The sequence below is a fragment of the Anoxybacillus sp. UARK-01 genome (assembly GCF_002075365.1).
Taxonomy (GTDB): domain Bacteria; phylum Bacillota; class Bacilli; order Bacillales; family Anoxybacillaceae; genus Anoxybacteroides; species Anoxybacteroides rupiense.
The window spans coordinates 294,798-321,705 of the sequence record NZ_NASY01000047.1 but is presented as its reverse complement, the minus strand read 5'-3'; the positions used below and the strand labels follow the sequence as shown (position 1 = coordinate 321,705).

The following is a 26,908-nucleotide window of genomic DNA, read 5'->3' as shown; positions in this document are numbered from 1 at the left end:
ACGTATGGCAAAGTTATTGATTGTGGATGATGATGATCATATTCGCGAGCTTTTGAAAGTTTTGCTTGAAAGTGCGGGGTTTGAAACTTATGAAGCGGCTGACGGCCGGCAGGCGCTTCGATTGCTAGAAACCGTCAAAATAGATCTGGCCATTCTCGATATTATGATGCCGGTAATGGACGGCTGGGAATTGTGCGAAGAACTTAGGCATTTTGCCGATATCCCCATTTTAATGCTTACCGCTAAAGGCGAGACATCACAAAAAGTGAGGGGATTTGAGCTGGGGGCGGATGACTACTTAGTCAAGCCTTTTGAACCAATGGAGCTGATAGCAAGGGTTAAAGCCTTGTTGAAACGCTACCGCATCGCGAATTCGCACACAGTGCAAGCAGGAAGGCTGTTGCTTGATGAGAAAACTTACACGATCACGTGGGACGATTCTATGCTCACGATTCCGAAAAAAGAATTTGAGCTTTTATTCAAGCTAGCGAGCTATCCTGGAAGGACACTATCAAGAGATGAATTAATTGAAGATATTTGGGGCTATGATTATGAAGGGGATGAACGAACCGTCGACGTCCATATCAAACGGCTACGCGAACGATTTTCTGAAGAAAAGAGCGGCTTTAAAATCATAACTGTCCGCGGCTTAGGCTACCGCTTAGAGGTGCAGCAGCCGTGAACAAGCGTCCTTCCATCTTTCTTTTCATATGGCGTTTTTTCATCGGGATCTTTTCGTTAATTTCTTGTTGGACGATCGCTTTTTTCTTAACGAATTACTTGTACCGCCATTTTCATTACCATCCGTCCGATTATGTGCGCGAGCTGATTAATTTTATCGTCGGCCTTTTCATTCTGGGAGTAGCCGTTCAATTTCTTGAGAAAATGGGGGGATGGCGGGCAAAACAAATGGAATTTTTCCATTCCATGAAAAAATCATTTGAGCAAATTGCCAATGGAAATTTCAACATCAGGCTTGAATCCATTTCGCCGCACTCTCCGTTTAATGAGCTTGTAGAAAGCATTAACCGAATGGCCCAAGAATTAAGCGAAATGGAACAGCTGCGGCAAGAATTTGTTTCCAATGTCTCTCACGAAATTCAATCGCCGCTAACATCTATTATCGGCTTTATCCATGCGTTGAAAAATGACAAGCTCAGCGCCGAGCAGCGCTCCCGCTATCTTCATATTATCGAAACTGAGAGCAAACGGCTGTCGAAATTAAGCGATAACCTTTTAAAGCTGACCTCGCTTGAATCAGAGCATCATCCATTTGAACCGAAAAAATACCGGCTGGATCAGCAGCTAAAAAACATTGTGCTTGCTTGCGAGCCGCAGTGGCTAGAAAAAGCCATTGACATCGATATCGTGCTCGATAAAACCGAAATTGTGGCGGACAAAGATTTACTCGATCAAGTATGGATGAACTTGCTCCATAACAGCATTAAGTTTACTCCCCAAAAAGGAAAAATTTCGATCAGTGTGTCTCAAAGCGGACAAAAGATTCAGGTCGCTGTCTCCGATACAGGGATTGGCATGTCTGAAGAGGAAAAAATGCATATGTTTGAACGGTTTTATAAAGCAGATCGCTCGCGAAATCGCTCTGAAGGCGGAAATGGCTTAGGGCTTGCAATTGTCAAAAAAATCGTTTCCATGCATCACGGCGACATCAAAGTCGAATCAACGAAAGGAAAAGGAACCACCATTTTTGTTTCTTTGCCGTCCGGCAAGTAAGTGCAAAGGGTGTCTAAAAGCGAATGTTTCAAACGCTTTTAGACACCCTTTGTTTCGTTCAGCGGCAACGTAAACGTAAACGTTGTCCCCTCGCCGAGCTTGCTATGAGCATGGATCGTACCTTTATGCGCCTCGATAATATTTTTAGCGATGGCAAGCCCCAGCCCTGTGCCAGAACGTCCGCGAGTACGTGCCTTATCCGCCTTGTAAAAGCGCTCAAATACAAATGGTAAATCCTCCTCAGGAATGCCTGATCCCGAGTCCTGCACATGAATGGATACCCCTTCTCCCGTTTGTTCGACAACCACCTTCACCATGCCGTTCTCCTCTGTATGGCGAAGGGCATTGTCAATCAAATTGGTCAATACTTGTTCGATGCGATCCGGATCCATGTTTATATGCAAATCCTCACTCTGAAACTCTGTAGATAAATCAATTTGCTTTTCTTTCGCTAATCCTTGAAATTTGCGAGTCACCCGTTCAATGTATGGACGAAGCTGAACATCTTCATCATTGAGCGTAATATGTCCGGCTTCCATTCGCGCCAAATCCAATAAATCATTGACAAGTCGCCCCATTCGCAACGATTCATCATAGATTACCTTTGCCATTTCTTTTTTCTCTTCATCTGTTGCCGCAATGTCATCAATGATGGCTTCGCTATACCCTTGTAGCATGGCAATAGGGGTGCGCAATTCATGTGATACATTGGCAATAAAATCCTTGCGCAGCTTGTCCAAGCGGCGCTCTTCCGTCATATCCCTCAGCATCGCCACGGCTCCACGAACAGCGGTTTGATTATAAAGCGGCGTCATTAAAATCACCCATGTCCGCCCTTGCAGCGTCACCTCTGCCACCTGTCTTGTTTCTTCCTTTACCACGCGGGCAAACTGTTCTTTTACTTGCGGCGGCAAGGCTGCCATGGCTTCACTTTCATTTCCTTGTTCAAAATACCAAGACTGCAAAAAACGCTCAGCGGGCGGATTGGTAATTAAAATTTCCCCATCGCGATTGAATGTGATGACTCCATCTGCCATGCTGCTTAAAATACTAGCCAGCTGCTCTTTTTCTTGATTAAGGGCATTAATATTAAACTGCAAACGCCTTCCCATCTGATTAAACGCCATCGCCAATTCCCCAATTTCATCATGCGTTAGAATCGGGACTTTGGTGTCAAATTTGCCACGCGCCACTTCAAAAGCGGCTTGCCGCATTTTGCGCAGCGGCGCGGTAATGCGCGTGGACAAAAAAAACGCAAATACGGTTGTCATGACAATGGCAATAAACGCGGCCAGAAAAATGAGCCTTTTCGTTTGCTGGGTCGTATCCTCCACGGCGTTCAGCGATTGGTAAACAAACACGGCGCCGTGTTTTCCATCGTTCAAAGCAACAGGCACACCTACAATCAACCATTCATTATAACGATCTTCTTTTGCTTGAAGACTAGGCAAATAGGTTTTCTTTTTCACTTGCTTTTGCTTTGTGATGACTGCGCGAAGCTCTTGATCTTCTTCCACAAACGATATCGGCAAATCACGAATCTGTGAGCTAGCCGGCAAATACCAATAGTGAGTTTTATCCGCGACAATGATCGCTTTGGATGTATTTCCCACTAGCGTTGCCGCAATCGAACGGGCAAGCGCTTCATCCCGATGCTCCTGCATCACTTCTGATACTCTGACGGCCAGCTGTGTGAGCTCTTTTTCTGCCTCCTGCACATGATAGGTTTCGAAAAACTTTAATAATAGAATGGTTAAAATGAATAAAACACATGAAACGAGAAGCAAAATAGTCGCCCATAGCTTCCCGACGACGCTCCGCAAAAACCACATCATTCATTCACAACCTCAAATTTATACCCCACTCCCCAGACGGTGACAATCATCTTAGCAGCGGCTGGGGAAACCTTATTCAATTTTTCACGAAGCCGCTTAATGTGTGTATCCACTGTACGCAAATCGCCAAAAAACTCATAATGCCACACTTCCTTTAACAACTGCTCGCGATCAAATACTTTATCAGGCGATTTAGCTAAAAATAGCAGCAGCTCATATTCCTTTGGCGTCAAGCTGACTTCTTTTCCATCAGCCGTCACGCGATGGGCATCATTATCAATCGTTAAGTGTGGAAACACAAGCACATCCTTCGCTGTTGTATCCGTTTGGACATAAGTCATATTGGCTGCACGGCGAAGCAAAGCTTTGACTCGTAGCACGACTTCGCGCGGACTAAACGGCTTTACAATATAGTCATCCGTGCCGGCTTCAAACCCTTGCACGCGATTCGCTTCTTCTCCTTTAGCGGTCAGCATAATAATTGGTGTTGCCTTTTTTTCACGTATTTCTCGACATACTTCTACGCCGTCCTTACCCGGCAACATTAAATCAAGCAAAATTAAATCATAATCATTTTCCAACGCTTTTTTGAGGGCATCCCCCCCATTATCAGACTCCTCAATCACATACTCCTCACGTTCTAAATACATCTTCAGCAAACGGCGAATCCTCTCTTCATCATCAACAACTAAAATTTTGATTTGTTTATCCATATTGAACATCCTCCCTTGCTCACTATTTTACAAAAACCGCACCATTTTATCTATATAAATACAACTTAAAGATGGAACGAATGGCATCTGCAAAAGCCAATGGTTGAAAATCCTCGTAACGAACGCGGCCATAAAAAACGGCTTAACTCCGTATTCAAACCAATGCGAACATGTCCATTTGGAACAGCCAAAAGACGTTCAGGCGAAAAAATCCTGAACAACGACCCATTCATGAACAGATGCGACTGATGCTTTAAAAATGAGAATTCCTATTTTTTACAATTAAAACAAATCGGTGATTGTCCTCGGTCATGCCAACGTATGTGATCAAGCACCGATATCGGCTATCGTCTGAACGCTTAGGAACAAATGCTGACGCGGTAAGTTGTGTCGATATAAAATCAATGCGAGCTGATTCCAGACTTCGCAACCCTTTCCCCCTATTCTTTCTATCCATTGAAGCGTTGTCATTGTTCCTTTATGTCGATTGTTCACTCCAAATCGATATCAACATGAACAAATGGGAGTTTCTTCTATAATATGTTGTCCTGAAACCACTATCCAAAAACAAGAAAAAGGGGATCCCTTGAGAGGATACCCCTTTTTTCGCTGATGCTTATGAGCCGGCATAAGAATGCAATCCAGCAATAACTAAATTGACCGCAACGAGGTTAAACATAATAATCGCAAAACCGATCACCGCAAGCCATGCAGACTTTTCCCCATGCCATCCTCTCGATAAGCGCAAGTGCAAAAACGCAGCATAAAAGAGCCATGTGATCAGCGCCCATACTTCCTTCGGATCCCATCCCCAGAAACGTGTCCAGGCAATTTGCGCCCAAATCATAGCAAAGATCAGCGCTCCAAGCGTAAACACAGGAAATCCAATCGCAACTGCACGATAACCAATCTCATCAGTTAAATCTAAATTGACGTTTTTGACAAACGGCTGTAGCGCAGCAGCAACACGCTTCCGCAATAGGAGACGCAGCAGCAAATAAAGCACGGCACCGCCAAATAATGACCAAATGACGGTATTCAGCTTTTTGGCATTAATGATGGCCGGCATTTCTACAAGCGGCTTTAGACGGTCTGCGCTCTGCTTTTCCAGAGTCCATTGATGCGGACCGACAAGCGCCGGCATTTGATACACCACTTCTTGCGTTTCCTTATTTTTATCAACCCATTTAAATTTGGCTTCATAATCAGCGAGTCCAAAGGCGCTAGAAACCGCAACAAACCCGAGAGTCGTAATCAAGCAAAATAGCACAAATTCCAGCCAAAATGTCCGTTTTGACGATTTGGACTGATCGACTACACGAATCAAATAAATCAATCCTGCCGCAAAGCTAATTGCTAATATCGCTTCTCCCGCAGCAGCGGTTGTGACATGGATATGTAGCCAATCGCTTTGCAGCGCCGGAATCAGCGGTGTAATTTCCCGCGGAAACATGCTGGCATAAGCGATCACAAGAAGAGCAACCGGTAGTGTAAAGACGCCAAGAATGCTTGTTTTATAAATGAAATAAATGATAATAAATGCGCCGACAAGCATCATTCCGAAAAAAGTAGTAAACTCAAACAGATTGCTGACAGGAGCATGTCCAGCTGCAATCCATCGCGTAATAAAATATCCTACCTGAGACAGAAAGCCTACAATGGTAATCACAATCCCAACGGTTGCCCAACGGTTCGTTTGTGGTCGATCTTTTTTATCGCGAATCGTTCCACCGAAAAAAAATGTGCCAATTAAATACAGAACGAATGCGATATATAGCAGCGTACTACTTAGTTGCGCCATTCCCTTTTCCCCCTTGCGCTTCTTTCTTCTCTTCCTCTGCCTGATCGATCGGCATCATTAATCCCGTTCCTTCAATAATAGCTCTCACTTCATTTTTCAGACCAAACCAGTTTTTATTGGTATGAGCAGCCAGCAGCACTTCCCCGTTAACGAGTTTAAGCCAAATGCGGCGATGATTCCAATACATTCCCTGAATAACGCCAATCATAAAAATGGCTCCGCCGACTCCCAAAATCCATAAAGTAAAATCTCGGCGCACCGTCAGCGCAGATACATTTCTTGTCTCTACGCCAGCAAACGCCATTTTATATTTGTTATCACCAAACGGTTCAATTGTCTGGCGAATGGCCACAAAGCTTACCTCTCCTTTTGGCTTGTCCGGCGTATACATTTTAAAAACAAAGGCCGGATTGTTAGGAACTCGCGATTTTGTCGCCGGGTTGCCGTCATCATCAAAATAAAAATCAGGAAAGTAGCTGAGCAACTCCACCCGATAGCCTTTTCCTAAATCATAAGATGGCTTCGGATTATTTAAATCGATTGAAAGATTTCCAAATACGGTTTCCGTTTGTTTGTCAATCAGCTCAAAGGACATTTTGTTCAATTCATTCAGCTTAAAATCTACTTGGTACAATGCGTAATGGTCGTACTTAAGCGGGTCGTTGACACGAATGCGATATTCTTTCACTTTTTTTAACTTCGGTTCTTCACCAGGCACAGTTGGACCTACTCGCTTATATAGCACCGCAGTTGTTTGATAGGTTTTCGCCACCATTCCGCTTCCGACACGATCAATCGCTTCATTAAAAGCCGGATTGTCTTTTCCTTTTTCATATGTTTCAAAAACAAATTTTTCATTTTTTAAAAAATACTGGCCGTTTGTTCCGGGAATTTCTTTCGTTTCTCCTTCGCGAATCCAAAGTACCTTATCCACATACATGCCTGGTACAAAGCGAAGCATGGCGCCAATCAAGAAAATGATAAGTCCGATATGGTTGACATATGGACCCCATCGCGAAAACCGGCCTTTTTCCGCCAAAATATTGCCGTTTTCTTCGCGAACATGATACCGCCGCTTCGCCAAACGCTGCTTGACGGTTTCTAAAAAAGATTCATCTTCCATGCTTGTTGCGCTAAATAAGCGCTGACGGCGCAAAAATGATTCATGGCGTGTCACCCCTTGCTTTTTTAGCGCGCGATAAAGAGGCACAACTCGGTCTAAACTACAGATCACAAGCGATACCCCGATGGATGCAAGCAGCAGAATATACCACCATGAACCATACAAATTATCAAACCCTAGCTCATAGTATAACTTTCCCGCCCAGCCATACTGGTCCTCATAATATTCGGCAGGCGTCACATTAGGCGGCAAATACATTTTTTGTGGAAAAATCGTACCAATCGCCGAAGCAATCAGCGTTATCACAATGAGCCATACTCCGACCTTGACAGACGAAAAGAAATTCCAAATTTTATCAATGATTGTTTTGTTATAGGTTTGGGAACGCCGAGCGCTCCCTTCATAGCGCATATCCAGCAACGGTTTCGCCGTATGCTCCAGCGGCTTTCCGCAAGATTCGCATAACACGGTACCATATGGATTGACGTGGCCACATTCGCATTTTACTTGTTCCATAATCAAAAACTCCCTACGGTTTAATGCTTTCCATGTATTGTTTAATCATTTCTTCTGTCATGGTTCCGGTAATAATTTTCGTAATTTTGCCATCTTTATCGATTAAAAATGTCGTTGGCAACGGGTCAATCTCATAAGCGTTCATGACTTGGTCCTCACGGTCAATGACAACTGGAAATGTCAACTGATACCGGTCTACGAATTTTTGTACGCTTAATTTCGGCTCCCCTACATTCACCGCCAGCACTTCGACTCCTTGCTTTTTAAAGTTTTCATACTGTCGGCTAATGTAAGGCATTTCCTTTTCACACGGCTTACACCATGTGCCCCAAAAATTCAAAAACACGCCTTTTCCGCGATATTCAGACAGACGGTGCGTTTTTCCTTGCAAATCTGTCAATACAAAATCAGGAGCCTCTGCGCCAACCTTGATCTCTGCTTTTTCCATAAAAAAGTTTGAATAGATGGTATACCCAACCGCTCCTAGCAATACAATTAAAATCACGGTTCGTAAAACAAGTCGCTGCTTTTTCATCACACTAACTCTCCCAAATAAAAGATGTGCCACCTATCATTATAGCAATATTCACTATATTCATAATGAAAATTCTATGAATGTTATGTGACAAATGAGAAAAGTTTCCGGTTATTTGTGAATGCCGTTCCCAGATAACGCAAGCGCGCGCAGCTGCTTCACTTCATGCGGGGATAGTTCGCGATAATCGCCAGGATTCAATCCTTTTAAATCGAGAAAGGCATATCTTTCCCGTTTCAATTTCATAACCGGACAGCCGATTGCTTCAAACATGCGGCGCACTTGACGATTGCGTCCTTCATGTATGCGAATCTCAATGACCGCTGTTTTCTTCCGCTTATCCAATGAAAGCATTTTCACTTTTGCCGGTGCGGTCATCCCGTCCTCAAGCAAAATTCCTTTTTCCAGCTGCTTTAACTGGGCCCTCGCCGGAATTCCTTTAATCTTCGCCACATATACCTTCTCGATTTCGTAGCGTGGATGCATAAGAAGATTCGCGAAATCGCCGTCGTTTGTTAATAATAAGATACCGGATGTATCATAATCTAAGCGCCCAATGGGATAAATTCGTTTATCAATATCCTGGAAAAAGTCAGTAACAACCTTTCGGCCTTTATCATCTTGAACGCTTGAAATCACACCGCGCGGCTTATAAAGAAGATAGTATACAGGCTCTTCTCTCTCGACCGGAATCCCTTCCACTTCGATTTTATCTTGAGGACTTACCTTTAAGCCAAGCTCTGTCACCACTTTTCCATTTACTTTTACTTTTCCATGTAAGATAAGCTCCTCAGCTTTTCGGCGTGATGCAATTCCAGCATGTGCAATCACTTTTTGTAACCGTTCCATCATTTTCACCTCTTCAACCATCTTACTCTTTTCGACAAAAAGATACAAGTACGAGATTGTAGACCACGTCTATGACGACTTTGTCTACAACTATTTGGCCTCATTCATTTATGGGATGTTTCATATTTGACTGGCTGGAAAATGCTTGGCAGACAAAAAACACATTCGAATGAAACGATTAATCGGGCCAAGACCATTCATAAGCGAACGGGCAAAAAGAAAGAGTTCGTCAACAGTCTGGCAGGTACACCATCCTATTTTTATCATACCCTTGTTTTTTCAAGCAAATAAAAAAGCAGCCGAGCCGGCCGCTTTATCTTCCAAATACGAGCAATATAATGATAAAGGATACAACAAAACTCAAAATATCAGCTAAAATTCCGACCTTTAGCGCATCCCCCATTTTACGGATGCCGACAGCCCCAAAATAAACGGTCAGAACATATAATGTCGTCTCCGTGCTGCCTTGAATCGTTGAAGCAAGTCTTCCTACAAATGAATCAGGGCCGTATGTTGCAATTAAATCTGTCGTCATCCCTAGCGCCGCTGTTCCTGAAATCGTCCTTACCATGGCTAATGGCACCACTTCTGCAGGAAGACCAATCGCTTCAGCTAATGGCTTTATAAATCTCATCATATAATCTAAAGCGCCGGATGCACGAAAAATAGAGATGGAGACAAGCATACCGACTAGATAAGGAATAATCGAAACAGCAATGGAAATTCCCTCTTTGCCCCCTTCAACAAATGACTCATAGGTAGGTATTTTTTTCCATGTGCCATATAATAAAATAAAACCAATGGTGAGCGGAATCAGCCACAGCGAAATGATTTGAACAATCTCCATCATCGCTTTCCACCTCTTGTTCGTCTCCAATAATAATAGCGATCAATGAAAATCGCACCTATCGTTGAAATCGCTGAGGCAACAAGAGTCGTTCCAATAATTTCCCCCGGCGCTGATGATTCATAGGTCATGCGGATCGAAATCACTGTGGCTGGAATCAATGTAATTCCCGACGTATTCATCGCTAAAAATGTCACCATTGAACGGCTGGCTGTGTCGCGATTCCCATTGAGCTTCTTTAATTCCTCCATCGCCTTAATTCCCATCGGCGTTGCTGCATTTCCAAGGCCAAACATATTAGCGATCATATTCGAAACAATATATCCCATTGCCGGATGATCCGCCGGCACTTCTGGAAATAAGCGGCGGACGAGCGGCTTGCATAGATGTGCCAGCTTCGTAAGCAAACCTGCATGCTCAGCAATTCTCATCAAGCCAAGCCAAAACACTAAGATACTTATCATTCCGATGCTGATGGTAACCGCTTCTTTCGCTCCTTTGAATACCGCTTCATTCACTTCATTCATGGTTCCGTTAAACATCGCAAAAACAATTCCGACGAGTGCCAGCATAGCCCAAATAAGATTAACCATTGCCGCCCACACCTAAAAAGAAAACTTGCTTCCAAACTAGTTCAGCAGCGTCCTTTGACGTTTGACGCAAAGAAGGCTTATATAAAAGCGGCACTTCATCTACTGCCTCTCCATTCAAGTACAGAGTGGCCTTACCGACAATTTTGGGAACGAGTTCTTGATCCTTTTTCCATTGCTTTTTTGGACGAATGAGTTGAACATGGAGACGCAGCTTTTTCATTTCTTTGTCAGTAACCGGATATCGCAAATCGCGAGTGGCCTGAATATGATAGCGATAAAAGCGATCGTCCACTTTCCGACCCATTTTTTTGCTGTTTATTTTTGCCACCACATAATGATCAAAGCCATATTCGTACATAGAAATATGATCATTCCAATCGTCAGGGGCATTCAGTGTCACGGCAATTAAATTCAATCCTTCTTTAGAAGCAGTCGTGACAAGCGTTCGCTTCGCCTTCTTCGTATATCCTGTTTTTCCGCCCGTGCAGTATTCATAAAGGTTCGTTAGTAGTTTATTTTTATTGCGCCAGATACGGTCCCATTTTTCATCAGGGTTTGGCGCGCGATATGTTTTCGTCCCGGAAATCTTGCGAAACTCTTTATTTTGCATAGCATAGCGCATTAATAATGCCATGTCATAAGCGGTTGAGTAATGATCCTCCGAGTCATCAAGACCGTGCGGATTGGCAAAATGCGTATTTTTCATTCCTATTTCCAGCGCCTTTTGGTTCATTAAAAAAACAAACCCCTCCACACTTCCGCCCACATGCTCAGCGATAGCGACAGCGGCATCATTACCAGAACGGAGCATCAAACCATAGACAAGATCGCGCAGCTTGATTTTTTCCCCTTCTTTCAAATAAACGGATGACCCCTCTGTTCGCACTGCACGAGAGCTCACCGTAACAGTATCATTCATTTTTCCTGACTCTATCGCAATAATCGCTGTCATAATTTTGGTAATGCTAGCGATACGCCGTTTCGTAAAAGCATCCTTTTCAAATAAAATGCGCCCAGAGGATTGCTCCATTAAAATCGCACTTTGCGCACTAACTCCTTGTGCCTCCGCTCGCATCGGAATACATGAAAAAATGACCGCAAGCGCTATGATGAACATCATCCATCGTTTCTTTTGCTCCATGTAATCCCCATCCCTTTTGCCGTTTTGTACAAGTGTATGCATCAGCTGAGCGGATATGCTTGGAAATGTCCAAGTCTCCGCAAAGATCACACATCATTGGCAAGGTGGGAAAACGGTCTAGAATCTTTGTCTGAAGATCCGACAGCCCAATCGAATGACAATCATGAGATGTTTGTCGCCGTTCTTTTTACAGACACCATTCGTTCCATCTTTATAATAAAAAAGACGTCCCTTTCTTTTGGGACATCCTTCTCTTCGTATAGAATGAACCTCCCCCATCTTCCCTTCGTGTAGAGGTGGGAGGCTTCTCGATGGATGGTGTTAAAATGGCTTCCAACGTAGACGGCTCGCTTGGGCAAATCGCTCCTCGACATCGCGCCAGTTCACAATCTTCCAAAAGCTTTCAATATAGGCAGAACGGTCATTTTTATATTGCAGATAATAGGCGTGTTCCCAAACATCAAGCACAAGCAAAGGAATCGTATCCCATTGCGTCATGAATTGGTGCTTTTCTGTGTGTAAAATTTCTAAACGTCCAGGACGCGGCGCCCAAACAAGAATAGCCCATCCCACACCTTCGACACTTTTGGCTGCTTCAGTAAAATGTCGCTTAAAGCGCTCCACACTTCCAAAATCCTCTTTTATTTGCTCAAGCAGCCTACCGTGTGGATTTCCGCCGCCATTAGGCGTCAAATTGTTCCAAAAAATCGTATGCAAATAATGTCCAGATCCATGAAATGCAGCCTCGCGCTCCCAATGCTTCAGCAAACCATATTGATTAGTTTCCCGCGCTTTTTGCATCATTTTTTCCGCTTGATTTAATCCGTCGACATAGCTTTGATGATGTTTTGTATGATGCAGGCGCATAATTTCTTCGGAAATATGGGGTTCAAGTGCATCATAGCGATAAGGAAGCGGCGGCAATTGATGCCTACCGATTGGGACACGCGCTTCTCTCTGTTCCTTCATCTCGTTTTCTCTATCGGCTACCGAATCCAGCTGTTGTTCTTGAATCAACCGCACGGTTTTTTCATAAAGCTGAGTAGCCATTCCTTGCAGCTCATACACTTCCACGTCTGTCCATTCCTCTTGCTCCTCCAAACGACTCCATAGTCTATTAAAATCGTAGTGAATATCGGGATCATCATGCCCCCTCCACCATGCTTCCAATTGCTTCGCCCATTCAGCCATCTGATCGATATATTCCCGAAGTTGAGCTTGTTTTTCCATGGCAACCTCCTCTTTTTTATTCGCCATTATCCTATGACGAATGAAAAAAATGGTTCATCTCTCCCACAAAAAAACATCCGCTTTCCTTATTTTAGAAAGCGGATGATGTTCTCGCTATTTCGATTGAATCATTTTGGTTCGATAATCGGTTTCGTAAAATTCCAGCTCTTCGCGGATCGTTTGAAACGGGCCTTCAAGCGAAGCAATCAGCGCCTGAAAAGAAGGAGGAGGAACCTCCCGAAATTTAATCGAATTTCGTCCGGTATAAGCAGAGCGGCTATCTTCATACCACACATCGTTTTTCGGCGCAAAAAACTCAGTAATGCATGAATGATAAATGCGATACAGAATTTTTTCAGCTGCCGCTTTGCGAAATGGCTCATCATTCAACACCACTCGGCACGCTTCCAGCCCTTCCTCGCAATAAACAACGAGACGGCGCAAATTGGAAAGCAGCAGCTCATTATATGTTCGCTTTCCATCCTCCTGCTCCTTTAATAACCCCGTCAGCGTTGTTTCATTTAGATAGTGTGAAATGGTTTGAACCGTTTGTTCCAGAAACGCCTCGACCTGCTTGGTCTGGCTCATGACAATGGAATTTCCCATATAAATAAAGACCCCCATTTTATGATGGTTGTTTTATAAACAAAAGCGGTGATGCAAGCTCATACTCCCCTTTTGTTTCCAAGCTGGCAAAAAGTTCAGGAAGCTTCTCATATTCCATTTGCGCAAAATAGCGACGAAACTCCGTTTCATCATTGATATAAACCCGCTTTCGATGACGAAAGTCCGGATTTTGCAGCAAACATACAAGCGCCACAATATCTTTAAAATAAACCTCACGCTCATGGACGGCAAAAATAGGGTTTTGTTCATATGGAGTCAATGATGAAAACCATTCATCAAAATAGCGCACATATAAAACATGCAACGTCCGCTCCACCCCATCTTCTACAAATGTCACCTCAGAGCGATTGAAAAAATCCTCCGATGTATTCGGTTGCGCTTTTTCTAATTCATACCCTTTGCAGCGGCGAATTCGCATGATCCATGCCTCCTTTATTTACAAATGCAGCTTTGCAGAACCGAAGGAAGGACTTTTGACACCGACAGCCATGGCAGCCCGTGAAGCCATTTGCGTCGACCACCAGCCGTCGAAATACACCATCATCCTCTTGTTTATCCAAATGTTACATCATGCAAATAGAGAAGATTGGATTCAAACTGTTGGCAAACGCGTTGATCCTATGTCACGAGCCTCATTCACCGGCGCTCTTTTTTAGGTAAATATTTACAAATAGGTCTGATAAGAAAAAAATCGACATGACTGGATGTTTCATTAACTGCGTCTATTATCTTGTTTTTATAAGTTTATCTTATCATAATTATTTTGATTATTTAAAAGTTTCTTCAAATTTTTCGAAGAATAAATCAGCCTCTCTCTCCGTTTCTTCCTCTTCATTCAATTCTGGAAGCGGCGGCAGCTCTTCAATCGTCTTTAATCCAAAATAATCAAGAAATTCCTTTGTTGTTCCATATAAAATCGGTCGTCCTGTTCCTTCCGCCCTTCCTATTTCTTTCACAAGCGCTTTCGCGATCAGCGTTTGCAGCGGTTTATCGCTTTTAACGCCGCGAATTTCTTCGATTTCTGCTCGCGTAATCGGCTGACGATAGGCGATAATCGCAAGAGTCTCAAGCGCTGCCTGTGATAAAGAGGAAGAGCCAGGCGCTTCGACAAGCTTTTTTAAATATGGAGCATGCTCTTTCTTCGTAGCAAGCTGATATACACCCGCAAGCTCAATTAATTGGATGCCGCGATCCGCTTTGCTGTAGTCGGCCTTCAGTTCATCAAGTACGCTGATCGCTTGTTCCTCTGAAATTTCAAGGACGATCGCGATTTGTTTCAACGATAGTCCCCCATCTCCAGCAGCAAATAACAATCCCTCGATAATGGCTTTATAGCCGTTCATTTCCATGATGTTCCATCCTTTCATTGCTCGCAATGAAAATGTCAGCAAAATTCCGTTCCTGTTCAATAATGATTAAATCTTTCTTCATAAGCTCTAAAATCGCTAAAAAGGTGACAACAATATGCTCACGGTCATAATACGGAAATAAATCAAAAAAGCTTTTCCGCGTCTTTGTTTTCTGCAATTCCTCCAAAATTTCCTCCATTCGCCGTTCAATGGGAATTTCCTGACGCGCCACTTTTGTATGGAGCGGCTTCTGCAACTTTTTCCGGCGTAAAAGCTTTGATAGAGCACCAAGCATGTCATAGACGGTAACATCAAGAGGCCGTTTTTCTATTTCCAGCTCTGATGCATAAGCACTCATATCACTTGGCGGTTTTGTAAATAAAAGAGAGCGATCTTCCTCTCTCTTTTTCAGCTCATGAGCCGCTTCTTTATATTTTTTGTATTCCAATAGACGGTGCATAAGCTCTTCGCGCGGATCTTCGGCTAAGTCGCTGATTTCTTCATCAAGTAGTTCCTCTTCATGTTTAGGAAGCAGCATTTTGCTTTTAATGGCCAGCAGCGTCGCTGCCATCACTAAATATTCACTTGCAATATCAAGCTGCAGCTCCTGCATAGCATGAATATATTCCATATATTGATCTGTGATTTCCGAAACCGGAATATTATAAATATCAATTTCATATCGGTTAATTAAATGCAACAACAGGTCAAGCGGACCTTCAAACGCATCAATTTTTACATTGTACTGCACATTCATCCCACCATTTATAATGACACTACCGTTAAGTATAGATGATAATTGCATGTTGTCCAAGCAAATTTTTCCCGATCCTATGATACAATATGATTAGAAGCAAGAAAGCAAGCTGGTGGCTCAATTCATCTAAGCGGCGCCGACTGCGAGAGCGAATAAAGCCCACCGTTGCCGTTTCGCTCATCCCTCTCTCTGTTTTTATTGGAGAAAGATATCATACCAAAAAACCATTTGGATTCGTCATAGAAAAGAAGGTGGCTATCTTGTACCCGGATGCATATATCGATTATTTGTTTCACTTTCATACAGACCGTGACTATTTTGAATGTCATGAAATATTAGAAGAGCATTGGAAGCAGGATCACAAAAGACCCGTGTGGGTAGGGCTGATTCAAATAGCTGTAGCGCTTTATCATCATCGCCGCAATAACGTCCAAGGAGCAAAACGCATGATGAAAAAGGCAGCTTTGCTTCTTCATCGAGAAAAAGAAGCGGTGGAACAGCTTGGCATCCATTATGAACAGCTGGAGCAGCTTCTACAATGGTACATTCAACGGGTCGAACAAGGGGAACCATATCAAAGCATCAACTTGCCGATCGCTGATGAAGCACTGCTCGCCAAATGCTTGGAATATTGCCAAAAAAGAGGAGGAGCCTGGGGCAAAGAAAGCGATCTTCGCAATGAATTTTTGCTCCATAAGCATGCTTTGCGCGACCGCTCTGATGTGATCGCTGCCCGCATGCAAAGCAAGCAAAAAAAGAGACGGCCTAAACACTAGGCCGCCTCTTCCTACAGCTCACACTTGTCTAAAAATGCAGCTGTATACTCATTCGCCCTTAACTCGCGATCCGGATATAATTCTTTTAATGCCTTTACCATTTGCTTTCCGATCCCTTGATGACGATGCGAAGGGTTCACGCTAATATGCTGAATTTCCGCTACATGCTCACCCGATAATAAAATACCAATACTCCCAAGAATGTCTTCTTCCTTTTTCCATAAAAACAGCTGCCAGTCGTCGCTCGTCTCATATTGCTTAATTGTTTGCTGCAACTTTTTCAAGTCTTTTTCTGTCGGCATAAACGACAGAAGCCCCATCGCAATTTTTTCATAGTTTTTTCGATAACGAATTAACATAAAAAACCCCTCATTACTGGCGATACTTTTCTGCGGCAGAAAAGCGCAAAAGCCGTTTTCTCATTACGTATTATAAACGCTATTTGCTCTCTTGTGAACTCTTTCTATGAAAAAGAGCGAAGCAGGTTCGCCATTTCAATCGCGCCTACAGCAGCTTCCCAGCCTTTATTGCCCGCTTTTGTTCCCGCTCTCTCAATCGCTTGCTCGATCGTATCGGTCGTTAATACGCCAAAAATGACAGGTGTCCCGGTTGTTAAGGATGCGTGCGAAATTCCTTTAGCTACCTCATTGCATACGTAATCATAGTGGCTTGTTGCACCGCGAATCACCGTTCCAAGCGCAATGACTGCATCATACTGCTTAGATTCCGCCATTTTTTTCGCCACAAGCGGAATTTCAAAGGCTCCTGGCACCCAAGCAACGGCAACCTCATTTTCGTCGACACCATGCCGTTTAAGGCCATCTAGCGCCCCTGAAAGCAATTTGCTTGTGATAAATTCATTAAAACGAGAAACCACAATTCCGATCTTTAATCCTGTCCCAACTAAATTTCCTTCCATTACTTTCATCCAAATCTCCTCCTATTTTTTTCAATCATAATCAAAATGATGCTTAGTCCGTCAAAAATGAAGCATGTGCCCTAGCTTCTCATATTTCGTCTTTAAATATTTCTCATTTTCCTTTTTCGTTGGCAATTGCAATGGCACGCGCTCAACCACTTCTAAATCATATCCTTTCAATCCGGCGATTTTGCGCGGGTTGTTCGTAAGTAATCGCATTTTCGTTACGCCTAAATCTTTTAAAATTTGAGCGCCAATTCCGTAATCGCGCAAATCAGCTGGAAAGCCTAGCTTTTCATTCGCTTCAACCGTATCGTATCCTTGTTCCTGAAGCTTATAGGCGCGAAGTTTGTTCAATAAGCCGATTCCGCGTCCTTCTTGACGCATATACAATAAAACGCCTCTTCCTGCCTCTTCAATTTGCCGCAAAGCTGCATGAAGCTGTGGACCGCAATCGCAACGATATGAGCCGAATACATCTCCGGTTAAACATTCGGAATGAACGCGGACAAGTATTGGTTCATCGGGAATCACTTCCCCTTTGACAAGCGCGATATGCTCTTTTCCATCAACTGAGTTTGTGTAGCCGATCGCTTTAAACTCGCCAAATTCCGTCGGCAAGGTAATTTCTACTTCTCTTTTTACTAACTTCTCTTTTTTGTTGCGGTATTGAATTAAATCTTTAATCGTAATCATTTTCAAATCAAATTCATCGGCTATTTTTCGCAAATCCGGTACGCGGGCCATTTCCCCGTCTTCCTTAATGATTTCACAAATGACACCGGCTGGCTTTGCGCCGCATAGACGAGCCAAATCAACTGCTGCTTCCGTATGTCCGGCGCGCCGCAAAACGCCTCCCTTTTTCGCCACAAGCGGAAAAATGTGGCCCGGTCGCTTAAAGTCGCTTGCTTTCGCATGTGGATTCAAAAGCTCCCGGATCGTTGTGGAACGCTCATATGCGCTAATTCCTGTTGTCGTTGATTTATGGTCGATGCTTACAGTAAAAGCCGTTCCGTGCGCATCTGTATTATGGTTGACCATCGGCACTAAATCCAACTTATCTGCCAGCCCTTCTGTGATTGGTACGCAGACAAGCCCACGTCCATATTTAATCATAAAGTTAATGACTTCAGGTGTCGCTTTTTCGGCTAATGCAACAAAATCCCCCTCATTTTCTCGATCCTCATCATCACAAACAATGATGACATTTCCTTGCATGAGCTCATAAATGGCTTCTTCGATCGTATCGAACATGTCGTCCCCACCTTTCCGTTCATTTATATCCATGCTCTTCTAAAAATTCAAGGGTAATCGCGCCCTGTTCCTTCGCTGCTTTGTTTCCTTCTACAAATTGCTTTACATATTTGCCAATGAGATCGCACTCAATATTGACGATATCGCCAACTTGCTTATCGCCCAATATCGTTTCGGCACGCGTATGCGGAATCAGCGAAATCGTAAATGTATCATCGGTCAATCCAAAAATCGTTAAGCTCGTCCCGTCAACAGCGACGGAACCTTTCAAAATCATATAGCTTCGCAGTTCTCTTGGAATTTTAATTTCATAATACACAGCGTTGGCAACCGGTTTCTTGTTGATAATCTCGCCCACTCCATCAACATGCCCGGATACAAAATGGCCGCCAAACCGTCCGCCTGCTCCCATCGCCCGCTCTAGATTGACTTTTGACCCTTTTGACAACATGCGCAATGAGGTGGCTCGAATGGTTTCTGGCATCACATCAACTGTAAAGGAACGAGCGGTAAATGATGTTACTGTTAAGCATACCCCATTAACCGCAATACTATCGCCCAATCGGACATCTTCAAGCACCTTTTCCGCGCGAATCGTAACCGTAATCGCTTCTCCTGAGTGATTCATTTGTTCAATCGTACCCATTTCTTCAATGATTCCGGTAAACATGATGTTCCACCTCTTTATTTTGGTATGGCAATAACCTTGATATCCGGTCCAACCATTTCAACGCGCTTAATCGCTAATTCAGCCGCTTCTGCCATGCGCAAAATCCCTGTGCCGCCAACCGGAGTAGGCGCTTCATGGCCGCCAATCAACTTCGGCGCAAAATAGGCAACAATTTCTTGAAAGGCTCGGCTGCGCACAAAGCTGTCGTGAATGCGTGACCCTCCTTCCACAAAGAGAGAAGTAATTTTGTGCTCCCCTAGCATGCTCAACATCTCCCAAATGTCGATATGCGGCTGGTTCATTTGCATGACTCGCACATGCGATCTTTGGTATAAGGCCATGCGTTCGCTGGATACTTGACTGCCGACAACCATCCATGTTTCCGCTTCATCATTAGATATCACGTTTGCATGAAGCGGTGTGCGCAAGTCTGTATCGAGAATAATCCGAATCGGACTTTTCCCGCCTTCAGGTAATCTCGTCGTTAAATGAGGGTTATCAGCCATGATCGTATTAACCCCCACTAAAATCGCATCATTTGCGGCTCGATAGCGGTGCACATCCTCTCTCGCAGCTTCTGAAGTAATCCATTTGCTATCACCTGTTTTCGTCGCGATTTTTCCATCTAAGCTGCTTGCGTATTTTAATGTAACAAATGGAGTTTTTGTCGTGATATAGTGAAAAAAGACACGGTTTAATTCATCGGCCTCTTCTTTCAACGTACCGAGCACAACCTCAATTCCTGCCTGTTTTAGCCTTTCCATCCCCTTCCCAGCTACAAGCGGATTTGGATCCGTCGTAGCGATGACAACGCGCGCTACTTTTGCTTCCACTAGCAAATCTGCGCATGGAGGCGTTTTTCCAAAATGGCTGCAAGGTTCAAGCGTAACATAAACTGTCGCACCAGCGGCTTTTTCTCCCGCCATGCGAATGGCATGAACCTCAGCATGCGGCTCTCCAGCTTTTAAGTGGGCGCCCAGACCGACGATTTCTCCATTTTTCACCACGACTGCCCCTACCGCTGGATTCGGAGAGGTTTGTCCGCTTCCTATTTTAGCCATTTCAAGCGCCAAACGCATATACCGTTCATCGCTCTGCATGTTCCATCCCTCCTTTTTCACCATAAAGAAAGCCCTAGGAATCGCATCTCCCAGGGCAGAAATATGTAAGAACCACAAACTGACATGTTTGTTTTGCATGCCAAAAAAGCTGCACATTTCATGAACAACACCGTTCTAAAACAAAACCGGACATCAAACACGAATGTTTGTTCCGTTTTTTCAGTAAACACCTCCACTATGGGGAGCGCTACATCTACCATCCACATTGACAGTGCAAGGAAAAACGGTTTTGGTGCTGCTCCGCTTACGGCAATGTGCTGCCTTTATGTGATCCTTCTCCCATCCAGACTATACTGTCGGCTCCGGAATCGCACCGGATCGTGCCTATTTCGGCTCGCGGGCTTAGAAACGCATCGGTTTCAATACCGCCGGTCGGGAATTACACCCTGCCCCGAAGGATACAAAACGATTATGTAATTTTTTATCATTATATCACAATCCAATCGTTTGTCTATGCTCACGCACTCACTTCGCTATGAATAACCAATAAATAAGCCCCCAAATCAAGCTGACACCGAGCAGAGCAAAGAACAGGATCCAATTTTTCTTCATCGTTTCCTCATCCTTTCAAAAAAGCTCAACACCGTTCATCCTGTTAAGCTTCTATAAAAATTGCGCGTTCCCAGCAGCCTATTTCCCTGTCGTTCTAAACAAAGCGGAAACACTTCACGCTCAAAAACCACTTTCCTTCCATATAAAGTTGTATTGGTGGTATCCAATACAATCGGGTTGGTTGCTCTTTTGCTGTATAAATATGAACAAACCGCAATTTGTACAAACCTACGATCCAAAAAGGGCAAGTCTATGACTTGCCTTGTTCACGCCAAAACGTGAACAAGCGTCGGCCATCGAAATCATGCCATCACTTGTTCACGCTAAGACAAATATTGAGGTATCCCTATCCTTATCGTGATGCCCAACTAATACTACGAGTAAAAACTTTTACTCTTCCCACACCTTAACTTCTTTCATTACATCGCCATTTTTCATCGCTTTGACCGCGTCCATTCCTGACGTCACTTGACCAAAAACGGTATGTACTCCATCTAAATGCGGCTGCGGCTCATGAACAATGAAAAATTGGCAGCTTCCTGTATCACGGCCGCGATGCGCCATCGAAATCGCTCCTTCTTTATGCTGATGAGGATTGTTGTCCGTTTCACACGGAATCGTATAGCCCGCATCGCCGGTTCCATTTCCGCGCGGACAACCGCCTTGGCTGACAAAGCCAGGGATGACGCGATGGAACGTTAAGCCATTATAAAACCCTTCATTTGCTAACTTTTCAAAGTTTGCCACTGTTTTTGGGGCTTCATTTGGAAATAATTCAAACTCAATTTTTGCACCGTTTTCCAGTAAAATATGACCCTTTTTTGCCATTTTCTCATTCTCCTTTCTTTCATACTCCCTTATCATACCATTGTTTGTTACACAAAAAAAGCAAGTCATTTTATCGGGCGTGTTGAGGATTCAATAAAAACCAACGGATCGTACTAGATTCCTCGCTTTTCTGCTGAAGCCGGCAAACCGATTTGCTTGCCGACTAGGGCATGCCCTTCTTGAACAAGGAGCGCTTTGTAAGCAAATGATGTTGTTCACTGACATTCCCTGTTCGAGAAAGAAGCAGAAAAACGAGTGTTAAGCCCGATCATTTTGCTTTCAAGTAAAATAATGGATAATTAACATTAGTGCTCTTTTATATAAAACACAACTAAAAGACAAAATGAACGAGCGCTATATTCATCCCGCTGCTCATAGAGCAAGTGGCATTTATACGCATCATTTCGCTTCTATCTTATTCCATTTGCATGTAGAATAGGAATGGTGGAAATAAAGAAAGAATAAGGAGGTTGCAAGAATGAAACGGACCTTGATAGGCTGTCTCATGGCGTCTTTGCTCCTTGCGTATCCGATAGCGGCAGCGGCGGATGCAGCAGAAGGCGATGTTATTATTACACTTGGAGAAAACTTAACCGACTCACAAAAGCAGCAAGTATTAAATGAAATGAACGCTCCGGAAAATGCTCAAACCATTACCGTGTCAAACACAGAAGAGCATAAATATCTGGATGGCCTAATTCCAAAAGCGCAAATTGGCACAAAAGCCATTTCATCATCTATGATTACAATTGGAGCGAATGGTTCCGGCCTTGATGTAGAAACGCATAATATTACTTGGGTCACAAAGGAAATGTATACAAACGCGCTCATCACGGCAGGTGTCAAGGATGCTAAAATTTATATTACAGCTCCTTTCCCTGTTTCAGGTACCGCAGCGCTAACCGGTTTAATGAAAGCGTACGAGCTTTCATCCGATAAAGTGATTCCTGACGATGTAAAAAAAGTGGCAAATGAAGAAATGGTAAAAACCGCCCAGCTGGGCAAATCGATTGGAAACGATCAAGCCGTTGCCCTTTTAACAAGAATTAAAGAAGAAATGGCCAAAAATCCGCCGCAAACCGACGCGGATTTGCGCTCCCTTATCGAAAAAGCGGCCAAGGATTTAGGTATTACGCTCACTCAGGATGAAATCAATAGCCTAATATCATTATTTAATAAAATGAAGAATCTCAACATTGACTGGAATCAGGTCAACGATCAACTTAGCAAAGCAAAAAACAAGATTTCCACCTTTTTGAACTCAGAAGAAGGAAAAACATTTATTCAGAATATCATCGATATTTTGAAAGAAATTTGGAATGCCATCAAATCCGTGTTTACTTCATCCAATCAGCAGCAACAATGACCAAAAGGTGCCCAAGCAGGGCACCTTTTGGCCGTTTCGCATATCCATACAATAGGCTTGTAGCTTAATCGGTCAATAGCTAATTACCGCTCTACACGTTTGAGCGATTTTTTCTTTGGTTTATCACACGTTTTCATTTCAAGGAGTACGTGATATCCAATGTACCTTCATTGTGATATTCCTATAGCATGGTCATCTATTGACTTTCGCCCGTAATGGCACGTCTAAACGAACTAAGTCCTCATACGTTTCTCGGCGAACGACGAGCTGCGCCTCGCCGTTTTCAACAAAAACAACAGCCGGGCGAGGCAAGCGATTATAGTTATTGGCCATCGAATAGCCATATGCCCCGGTGCAAAATACAGCCAAATAATCACCTGCTTCTGTCTTTGGCAGCGGCAAGTCCCAGATCAGCATGTCACCTGATTCACAGCATTTTCCGGCAATCGCCACAACCTCTTGCTTCTCATCAAGAACTCGATTCGCCAACACTGCTTCATATTTTGCTTCATACAATGCTGGCCGAATATTGTCACTCATTCCCCCATCAACAGCCACATAATGACGCACATTAGGCACTTCTTTGCGCGAACCGATCGAATAAATCGCGGTTCCGGCATCACCGACAAGCGAACGGCCTGGCTCAATCCAAATTTCCGGCATAGCAATGCCCAGCTCTGCTGCCTGTTTTGCTGCTTCAGCAATAATATTTTCTACGTATTCCGCAGCCGGAAGAGGCGTATCTTCATTTGTATAGCGAATTCCAAAGCCGCCGCCAAGATTGACAACCTTCGGAACAAAATCATAGACCTCTTTCCAATCGGCGATTTTGTGGAAAATTTTTTGCGCCGCCAGCACAAAGCCTGTTGTTTCAAAAATTTGTGAACCAATATGACAATGAATCCCCAGCACGTGGAACGATGGAGAAGATAAGGCTTGCTTTAACGCGCGATCAGCCTGTCCATTGTTTAAGTCAAAGCCGAATTTAGAATCTTCCTGACCTGTCAAAATATAATCATGAGTATGCGCTTCAATTCCTGGTGTTACCCGAATTAAAACAGACGCCGTCATTCCTCTTTCTGCACAAATTTGTTCGAGCAGCTGCAATTCATAAAAATTATCTATTACAATACAGCCGACACCATGCGCCAACGCCATTTCCAGCTCTTGGCGGCTTTTATTGTTCCCGTGGAAATGGATGCGCTCAGGAGGGAAATCCGCTTTTAGGGCTGTATATAGCTCTCCGCCAGACACTACATCAAGCGATAATCCTTCTTCCTCCACTAATTGAACCATAGCAACCGTCGAAAACGCTTTGCTAGCATACGCCACTTGCGCTTTTACCCCGTACTTTTCAAACGTTTCTTTAAACGCGCGGGCGCGCTGGCGAATTAACGCCACGTCATAAATATACAGCGGCGTTCCATATTCCTTTGCGAGATCAACAGTATCAACACCGCCAATTTCTAAATGTCCTTTGTCATTCACACGACTCGTTCCGTAAAAAAACATGCCGATCCCTCATTCCGAAAGATTAAATATTCAAAACCACAAATTTTTATGCGATATGAAAGCAAAAAAGACAGTTAACAAATAGGGATTAACTGCCTTTTCTGCGGAAAAGATTACGTATAACGTACCATAAAATAAAAAAAGTTGCAATACAAATGTGAATAATCCGTTATTTTTATTGTTTCCTCATTCAACAAAATCTTTCAGCAACCAAGAGACCCTCCTTACACGGGGCGTCTTTGCTGATTTTGCGGATGAACAATGCTTGGTCGCACTTTTCCGCCCGCCAGTGAACGGCGAACAACAATTTGCATAAACGCAGCTGGATCAAACGGAATAAATGGCCACAAATACGGGGTGTTCAGCGAACGAATTCGAACTAACCAAATTAAATAAATGGTCGTTCCGATAATAAGCCCTGGCACTTTAAATATAGCCACTGCTAAAGCGAGCAGGAGACGGGCGATTTTATTAGCAATGCTTAATTCATAGCTTGGTGTAGCAAATGAGCCAATCGCAGCAATAGAGACATATAAAATGACTTCAGGCACAAACAAGCCGACATCAATCGCAATTTGCCCAATTAATACAGCCGCAATCAATCCCATGGCTGTTGATAACGAGGTCGGCGTATGAATAGCTGCCATTCGCAAAAATTCAATCCCGAAATCGGCAAGGAAAATTTGGACAATGGCTGGAATATTTGTGTGTTTATTTGGTCCGATAAATGCCATTTTGTCGGGCAACAAGGAAGGTTCTAGCACAAATAAAATCCAAAGCGGCAATAGAAAGATGGAGGCTAAAATGCCTAGAAACCGCACCCAGCGCACAAACGTTCCAACCGCAGGATTTTGCCGATACTCCTCGGCATGCTGCACATGATGAAAAAAGGTGGTCGGCGTAATAATCACGCTTGGTGAAGTGTCCACCATAATAATGACATGTCCTTCTAATAAATGAGTTGCGGCTACGTCAGGACGCTCCGTATATCGCACAAGGGGATATGGATTATATCCCTGCTTGACTAAAAATTCTTCAATCGTTTTGTCCGCCATCGTTAAACCATCAATTTTAATTTGTTGAATTTCTTTTTTTACAAGCTCAATCAATCCAGGATCCGCTACATCCTTAATATAAGCAATGCATACATCCGTTTTGGAACGTTCGCCTACTTGCATAATTTCAAAGCGCAACCGTTCGTCACGAATGCGGCGCCGCGTTAATGCCGTATTGACAATAATATTTTCAACATAGCCGTCGCGTGCTCCGCGTACGACTTTTTCCGTATCGGGCTCTTGCGGCTGACGGCCTGGATAACTGCGGACATCAACGACAAATCCGCTTGTTTCCCCTTCCATTAAAATGATGATAAGCCCTGACAACAATTGATTAATCGCATCATTCAAATCTTGAACGGGACTGACTTGCTGATGGACAAGACGATTAGCAAGAATTTGCTTCGCTCGAGCTTCTTGGCGCTCGTTATCATTAATTTGCACAATTTGTTTAAGCAGTTCAATTAAATATTGTGTATCACACAGGCCGTTACAATAATAAATGTGCACCTCTCTCGTTAGCACATAGACTTTGCGAATTCCTAAATCAAAGCTTGTTCCAATCCCGATTTTCTCTTTTAAATAGGCTTCATTATCCGTAAGCTTTTCAAAAATCGGGATGCTGTTTGTGTCTGTTGCCACCATTTTCACTCCTTTCTAAAATAACCTCAACCGCTTTTTTTGTAATGGGCGAACCGTATTTAACGTGGTCGCGATAGCCCATCTTTCCGATATCACCGATACCAACGATAATCGGAATGGGTAGCTGCTCTAAGCAATAAACGGTATCACCATTGATACGCCCCAACTCCATTTCTTGGATTCCTTCTTTATCCACTCCGCGCTCTGTCAATTTTCCATTTCGATCAATGCTGACATGTACCTTTGTCCATTCATTCTGGTGAGTATTGGAGGCGACTGCAATAGCCCCCATCACCTCAATTTGTTTATGGGTCGCCACGTACTTTAGCGCCTGTTCGCCTGCGCCTTCACCGACTGCTCCACAATCATCAAACATCACAAATACAGGATCATACGGCGTCTGTAAAATAAGCTCCACGAGCTGTTCACCTGTCAGTTTTGATGGATTCCCCCGAGAGCGGCTAATGCAGCGGCCGCCAATTTCCTTCGCAATATGCTGAATCGTCCGCCATGCAAAATCATCGCCATCTGTTACAATAATGACCCGTCTTTTTTTCATCATC

Annotated in this window: 28 protein-coding genes and 1 riboswitch; of the genes, 5 read left to right on the top strand and 23 right to left on the bottom strand. The window is 43.6% G+C overall.

The window, feature by feature from the left end; all coding sequences use genetic code 11:
- Positions 1–4: 4 nt before the first annotated feature.
- Together B6A27_RS13765 and B6A27_RS13760 are read left to right on the top strand one after the other, a co-directional pair.
- Positions 5–682 carry a response regulator transcription factor gene (locus tag B6A27_RS13765; protein WP_066145579.1) on the top strand — a complete coding sequence of 226 codons (678 nt, stop codon included), beginning with the start codon at positions 5–7 and terminating at the stop codon, positions 680–682.
- Positions 679–1,734 carry a sensor histidine kinase gene (locus B6A27_RS13760; RefSeq protein ID WP_080862367.1) on the top strand — a complete coding sequence of 352 codons (1,056 nt, stop codon included), beginning with the start codon at positions 679–681 and terminating at the stop codon, positions 1,732–1,734. The genes B6A27_RS13765 and B6A27_RS13760 overlap by 4 nt, the downstream gene beginning before the upstream one ends.
- Positions 1,735–1,772: 38 nt before the next feature.
- Here B6A27_RS13760 and B6A27_RS13755 read toward each other — a convergent pair whose 3' ends face one another.
- From B6A27_RS13755 to rluB, 6 genes are all read right to left on the bottom strand, one after another.
- Complete coding sequence (locus B6A27_RS13755) at positions 1,773–3,566, bottom strand: ATP-binding protein (protein ID WP_080862486.1); 1,794 nt, start codon at positions 3,564–3,566, stop codon at positions 1,773–1,775.
- Positions 3,566–4,282, bottom strand: coding sequence for a response regulator transcription factor (locus B6A27_RS13750; protein ID WP_044742195.1), 717 nt, complete (start codon positions 4,280–4,282; stop codon positions 3,566–3,568). The genes B6A27_RS13755 and B6A27_RS13750 overlap by 1 nt, the downstream gene beginning before the upstream one ends.
- Before the next feature lie 616 nt (positions 4,283–4,898).
- Positions 4,899–6,083, bottom strand: coding sequence for a c-type cytochrome biogenesis protein CcsB (gene ccsB, locus B6A27_RS13745; RefSeq protein ID WP_080862366.1), 1,185 nt, complete (start codon positions 6,081–6,083; stop codon positions 4,899–4,901).
- Positions 6,067–7,722: a cytochrome c biogenesis protein ResB gene (gene resB / locus B6A27_RS13740; RefSeq protein ID WP_066145589.1), complete on the bottom strand. Its 1,656-nt coding sequence runs from the start codon at positions 7,720–7,722 to the stop codon at positions 6,067–6,069. The genes ccsB and resB overlap by 17 nt, the downstream gene beginning before the upstream one ends.
- Before the next feature lie 13 nt (positions 7,723–7,735).
- Positions 7,736–8,257 (bottom strand): thiol-disulfide oxidoreductase ResA, encoded by a 522-nt coding sequence (gene resA / locus B6A27_RS13735; RefSeq protein WP_066145592.1) that lies wholly within the window; start codon positions 8,255–8,257, stop codon positions 7,736–7,738.
- Between the two features lie 111 nt (positions 8,258–8,368).
- Positions 8,369–9,106 (bottom strand): 23S rRNA pseudouridine(2605) synthase RluB, encoded by a 738-nt coding sequence (rluB, locus tag B6A27_RS13730; protein ID WP_080862364.1) that lies wholly within the window; start codon positions 9,104–9,106, stop codon positions 8,369–8,371.
- A gap of 126 nt (positions 9,107–9,232) precedes the next feature.
- On the opposite strand from rluB, the gene B6A27_RS18700 reads away from it, so the two are divergent.
- Entirely contained in the window at positions 9,233–9,397 is a 165-nt protein-coding gene (locus tag B6A27_RS18700; RefSeq protein WP_161491045.1) for a hypothetical protein, read from the top strand.
- Between the two features lie 22 nt (positions 9,398–9,419).
- Here the strand turns inward: B6A27_RS18700 and B6A27_RS13725 are convergent, their stop codons facing one another.
- The 8 genes from B6A27_RS13725 to B6A27_RS13685 all read right to left on the bottom strand — a co-directional run bounded on the left by B6A27_RS13725 (position 9,420) and on the right by B6A27_RS13685 (position 15,650).
- Positions 9,420–9,953 (bottom strand): spore maturation protein, encoded by a 534-nt coding sequence (locus tag B6A27_RS13725; RefSeq protein WP_044742190.1) that lies wholly within the window; start codon positions 9,951–9,953, stop codon positions 9,420–9,422.
- A complete protein-coding gene (locus B6A27_RS13720) occupies positions 9,953–10,546 on the bottom strand; it encodes a nucleoside recognition domain-containing protein (RefSeq protein WP_044742189.1) in 594 nt (197 codons plus the stop codon). Before B6A27_RS13720 ends, B6A27_RS13725 begins: the two co-directional genes overlap by 1 nt.
- Complete coding sequence (locus B6A27_RS13715) at positions 10,539–11,687, bottom strand: D-alanyl-D-alanine carboxypeptidase family protein (RefSeq protein ID WP_044742188.1); 1,149 nt, start codon at positions 11,685–11,687, stop codon at positions 10,539–10,541. The genes B6A27_RS13720 and B6A27_RS13715 overlap by 8 nt, the downstream gene beginning before the upstream one ends.
- Before the next feature lie 321 nt (positions 11,688–12,008).
- Positions 12,009–12,917: a superoxide dismutase gene (locus B6A27_RS13710; RefSeq protein ID WP_080862363.1), complete on the bottom strand. Its 909-nt coding sequence runs from the start codon at positions 12,915–12,917 to the stop codon at positions 12,009–12,011.
- A gap of 114 nt (positions 12,918–13,031) precedes the next feature.
- Positions 13,032–13,523, bottom strand: coding sequence for a YpuI family protein (locus B6A27_RS13705; RefSeq protein ID WP_066145605.1), 492 nt, complete (start codon positions 13,521–13,523; stop codon positions 13,032–13,034).
- A gap of 19 nt (positions 13,524–13,542) precedes the next feature.
- A complete protein-coding gene (locus tag B6A27_RS13700; protein ID WP_044742185.1) occupies positions 13,543–13,962 on the bottom strand; it encodes a hypothetical protein in 420 nt (139 codons plus the stop codon).
- 349 nt (positions 13,963–14,311) lie between these two features.
- The gene (scpB, locus tag B6A27_RS13690; RefSeq protein ID WP_044742184.1) at positions 14,312–14,893 is read right to left on the bottom strand and encodes an SMC-Scp complex subunit ScpB; all 582 of its coding nucleotides are present in this window, start codon (positions 14,891–14,893) and stop codon (positions 14,312–14,314) included.
- On the bottom strand, positions 14,874–15,650 hold the full coding sequence (locus tag B6A27_RS13685; protein WP_080862362.1) for a segregation/condensation protein A: 777 nt from the start codon (positions 15,648–15,650) through the stop codon (positions 14,874–14,876). Before B6A27_RS13685 ends, scpB begins: the two co-directional genes overlap by 20 nt.
- Positions 15,651–15,901: 251 nt before the next feature.
- On the opposite strand from B6A27_RS13685, the gene B6A27_RS13680 reads away from it, so the two are divergent.
- Complete coding sequence (locus B6A27_RS13680) at positions 15,902–16,426, top strand: DUF309 domain-containing protein (protein ID WP_369824183.1); 525 nt, start codon at positions 15,902–15,904, stop codon at positions 16,424–16,426.
- 11 nt (positions 16,427–16,437) lie between these two features.
- On the opposite strand, the gene B6A27_RS13675 is transcribed toward B6A27_RS13680, so the two are convergent.
- From B6A27_RS13675 to B6A27_RS13650, 6 genes are all read right to left on the bottom strand, one after another.
- Entirely contained in the window at positions 16,438–16,785 is a 348-nt protein-coding gene (locus tag B6A27_RS13675; RefSeq protein ID WP_066145617.1) for a GNAT family N-acetyltransferase, read from the bottom strand.
- A gap of 104 nt (positions 16,786–16,889) precedes the next feature.
- The gene (gene ribH / locus B6A27_RS13670) at positions 16,890–17,354 is read right to left on the bottom strand and encodes a 6,7-dimethyl-8-ribityllumazine synthase (RefSeq protein WP_044742180.1); all 465 of its coding nucleotides are present in this window, start codon (positions 17,352–17,354) and stop codon (positions 16,890–16,892) included.
- 51 nt (positions 17,355–17,405) lie between these two features.
- Entirely contained in the window at positions 17,406–18,599 is a 1,194-nt protein-coding gene (locus tag B6A27_RS13665; RefSeq protein WP_080862360.1) for a bifunctional 3,4-dihydroxy-2-butanone-4-phosphate synthase/GTP cyclohydrolase II, read from the bottom strand.
- A gap of 19 nt (positions 18,600–18,618) precedes the next feature.
- Positions 18,619–19,269 (bottom strand): riboflavin synthase, encoded by a 651-nt coding sequence (ribE, locus tag B6A27_RS13660; protein ID WP_066145627.1) that lies wholly within the window; start codon positions 19,267–19,269, stop codon positions 18,619–18,621.
- A 14-nt stretch (positions 19,270–19,283) separates the two neighbouring features.
- Complete coding sequence (ribD, locus tag B6A27_RS13655) at positions 19,284–20,369, bottom strand: bifunctional diaminohydroxyphosphoribosylaminopyrimidine deaminase/5-amino-6-(5-phosphoribosylamino)uracil reductase RibD (protein WP_080862359.1); 1,086 nt, start codon at positions 20,367–20,369, stop codon at positions 19,284–19,286.
- A 288-nt stretch (positions 20,370–20,657) separates the two neighbouring features.
- Positions 20,658–20,793, bottom strand: a riboswitch (FMN riboswitch).
- Between the two features lie 539 nt (positions 20,794–21,332).
- Complete coding sequence (locus B6A27_RS13650; protein ID WP_044742176.1) at positions 21,333–21,770, bottom strand: peptidylprolyl isomerase; 438 nt, start codon at positions 21,768–21,770, stop codon at positions 21,333–21,335.
- 478 nt (positions 21,771–22,248) lie between these two features.
- Here B6A27_RS13650 and B6A27_RS13645 point away from each other — a divergent pair, with 478 nt between their 5' ends.
- Positions 22,249–23,136, top strand: a complete 888-nt coding sequence (locus B6A27_RS13645) for a DUF1002 domain-containing protein (RefSeq protein WP_044742175.1) — start codon at positions 22,249–22,251, stop codon at positions 23,134–23,136.
- 192 nt (positions 23,137–23,328) lie between these two features.
- On the opposite strand, the gene lysA is transcribed toward B6A27_RS13645, so the two are convergent.
- The 3 genes from lysA to spoVAEA form a co-directional block, all read right to left on the bottom strand.
- On the bottom strand, positions 23,329–24,648 hold the full coding sequence (gene lysA, locus B6A27_RS13640) for a diaminopimelate decarboxylase (protein WP_066145634.1): 1,320 nt from the start codon (positions 24,646–24,648) through the stop codon (positions 23,329–23,331).
- A gap of 224 nt (positions 24,649–24,872) precedes the next feature.
- Positions 24,873–26,348: a spore germination protein gene (locus B6A27_RS13635; protein ID WP_080862358.1), complete on the bottom strand. Its 1,476-nt coding sequence runs from the start codon at positions 26,346–26,348 to the stop codon at positions 24,873–24,875.
- Positions 26,311–26,904 (bottom strand): stage V sporulation protein SpoVABEA, encoded by a 594-nt coding sequence (gene spoVAEA, locus B6A27_RS13630; protein ID WP_080862485.1) that lies wholly within the window; start codon positions 26,902–26,904, stop codon positions 26,311–26,313. The genes B6A27_RS13635 and spoVAEA overlap by 38 nt, the downstream gene beginning before the upstream one ends.
- Positions 26,905–26,908 lie beyond the last annotated feature (4 nt).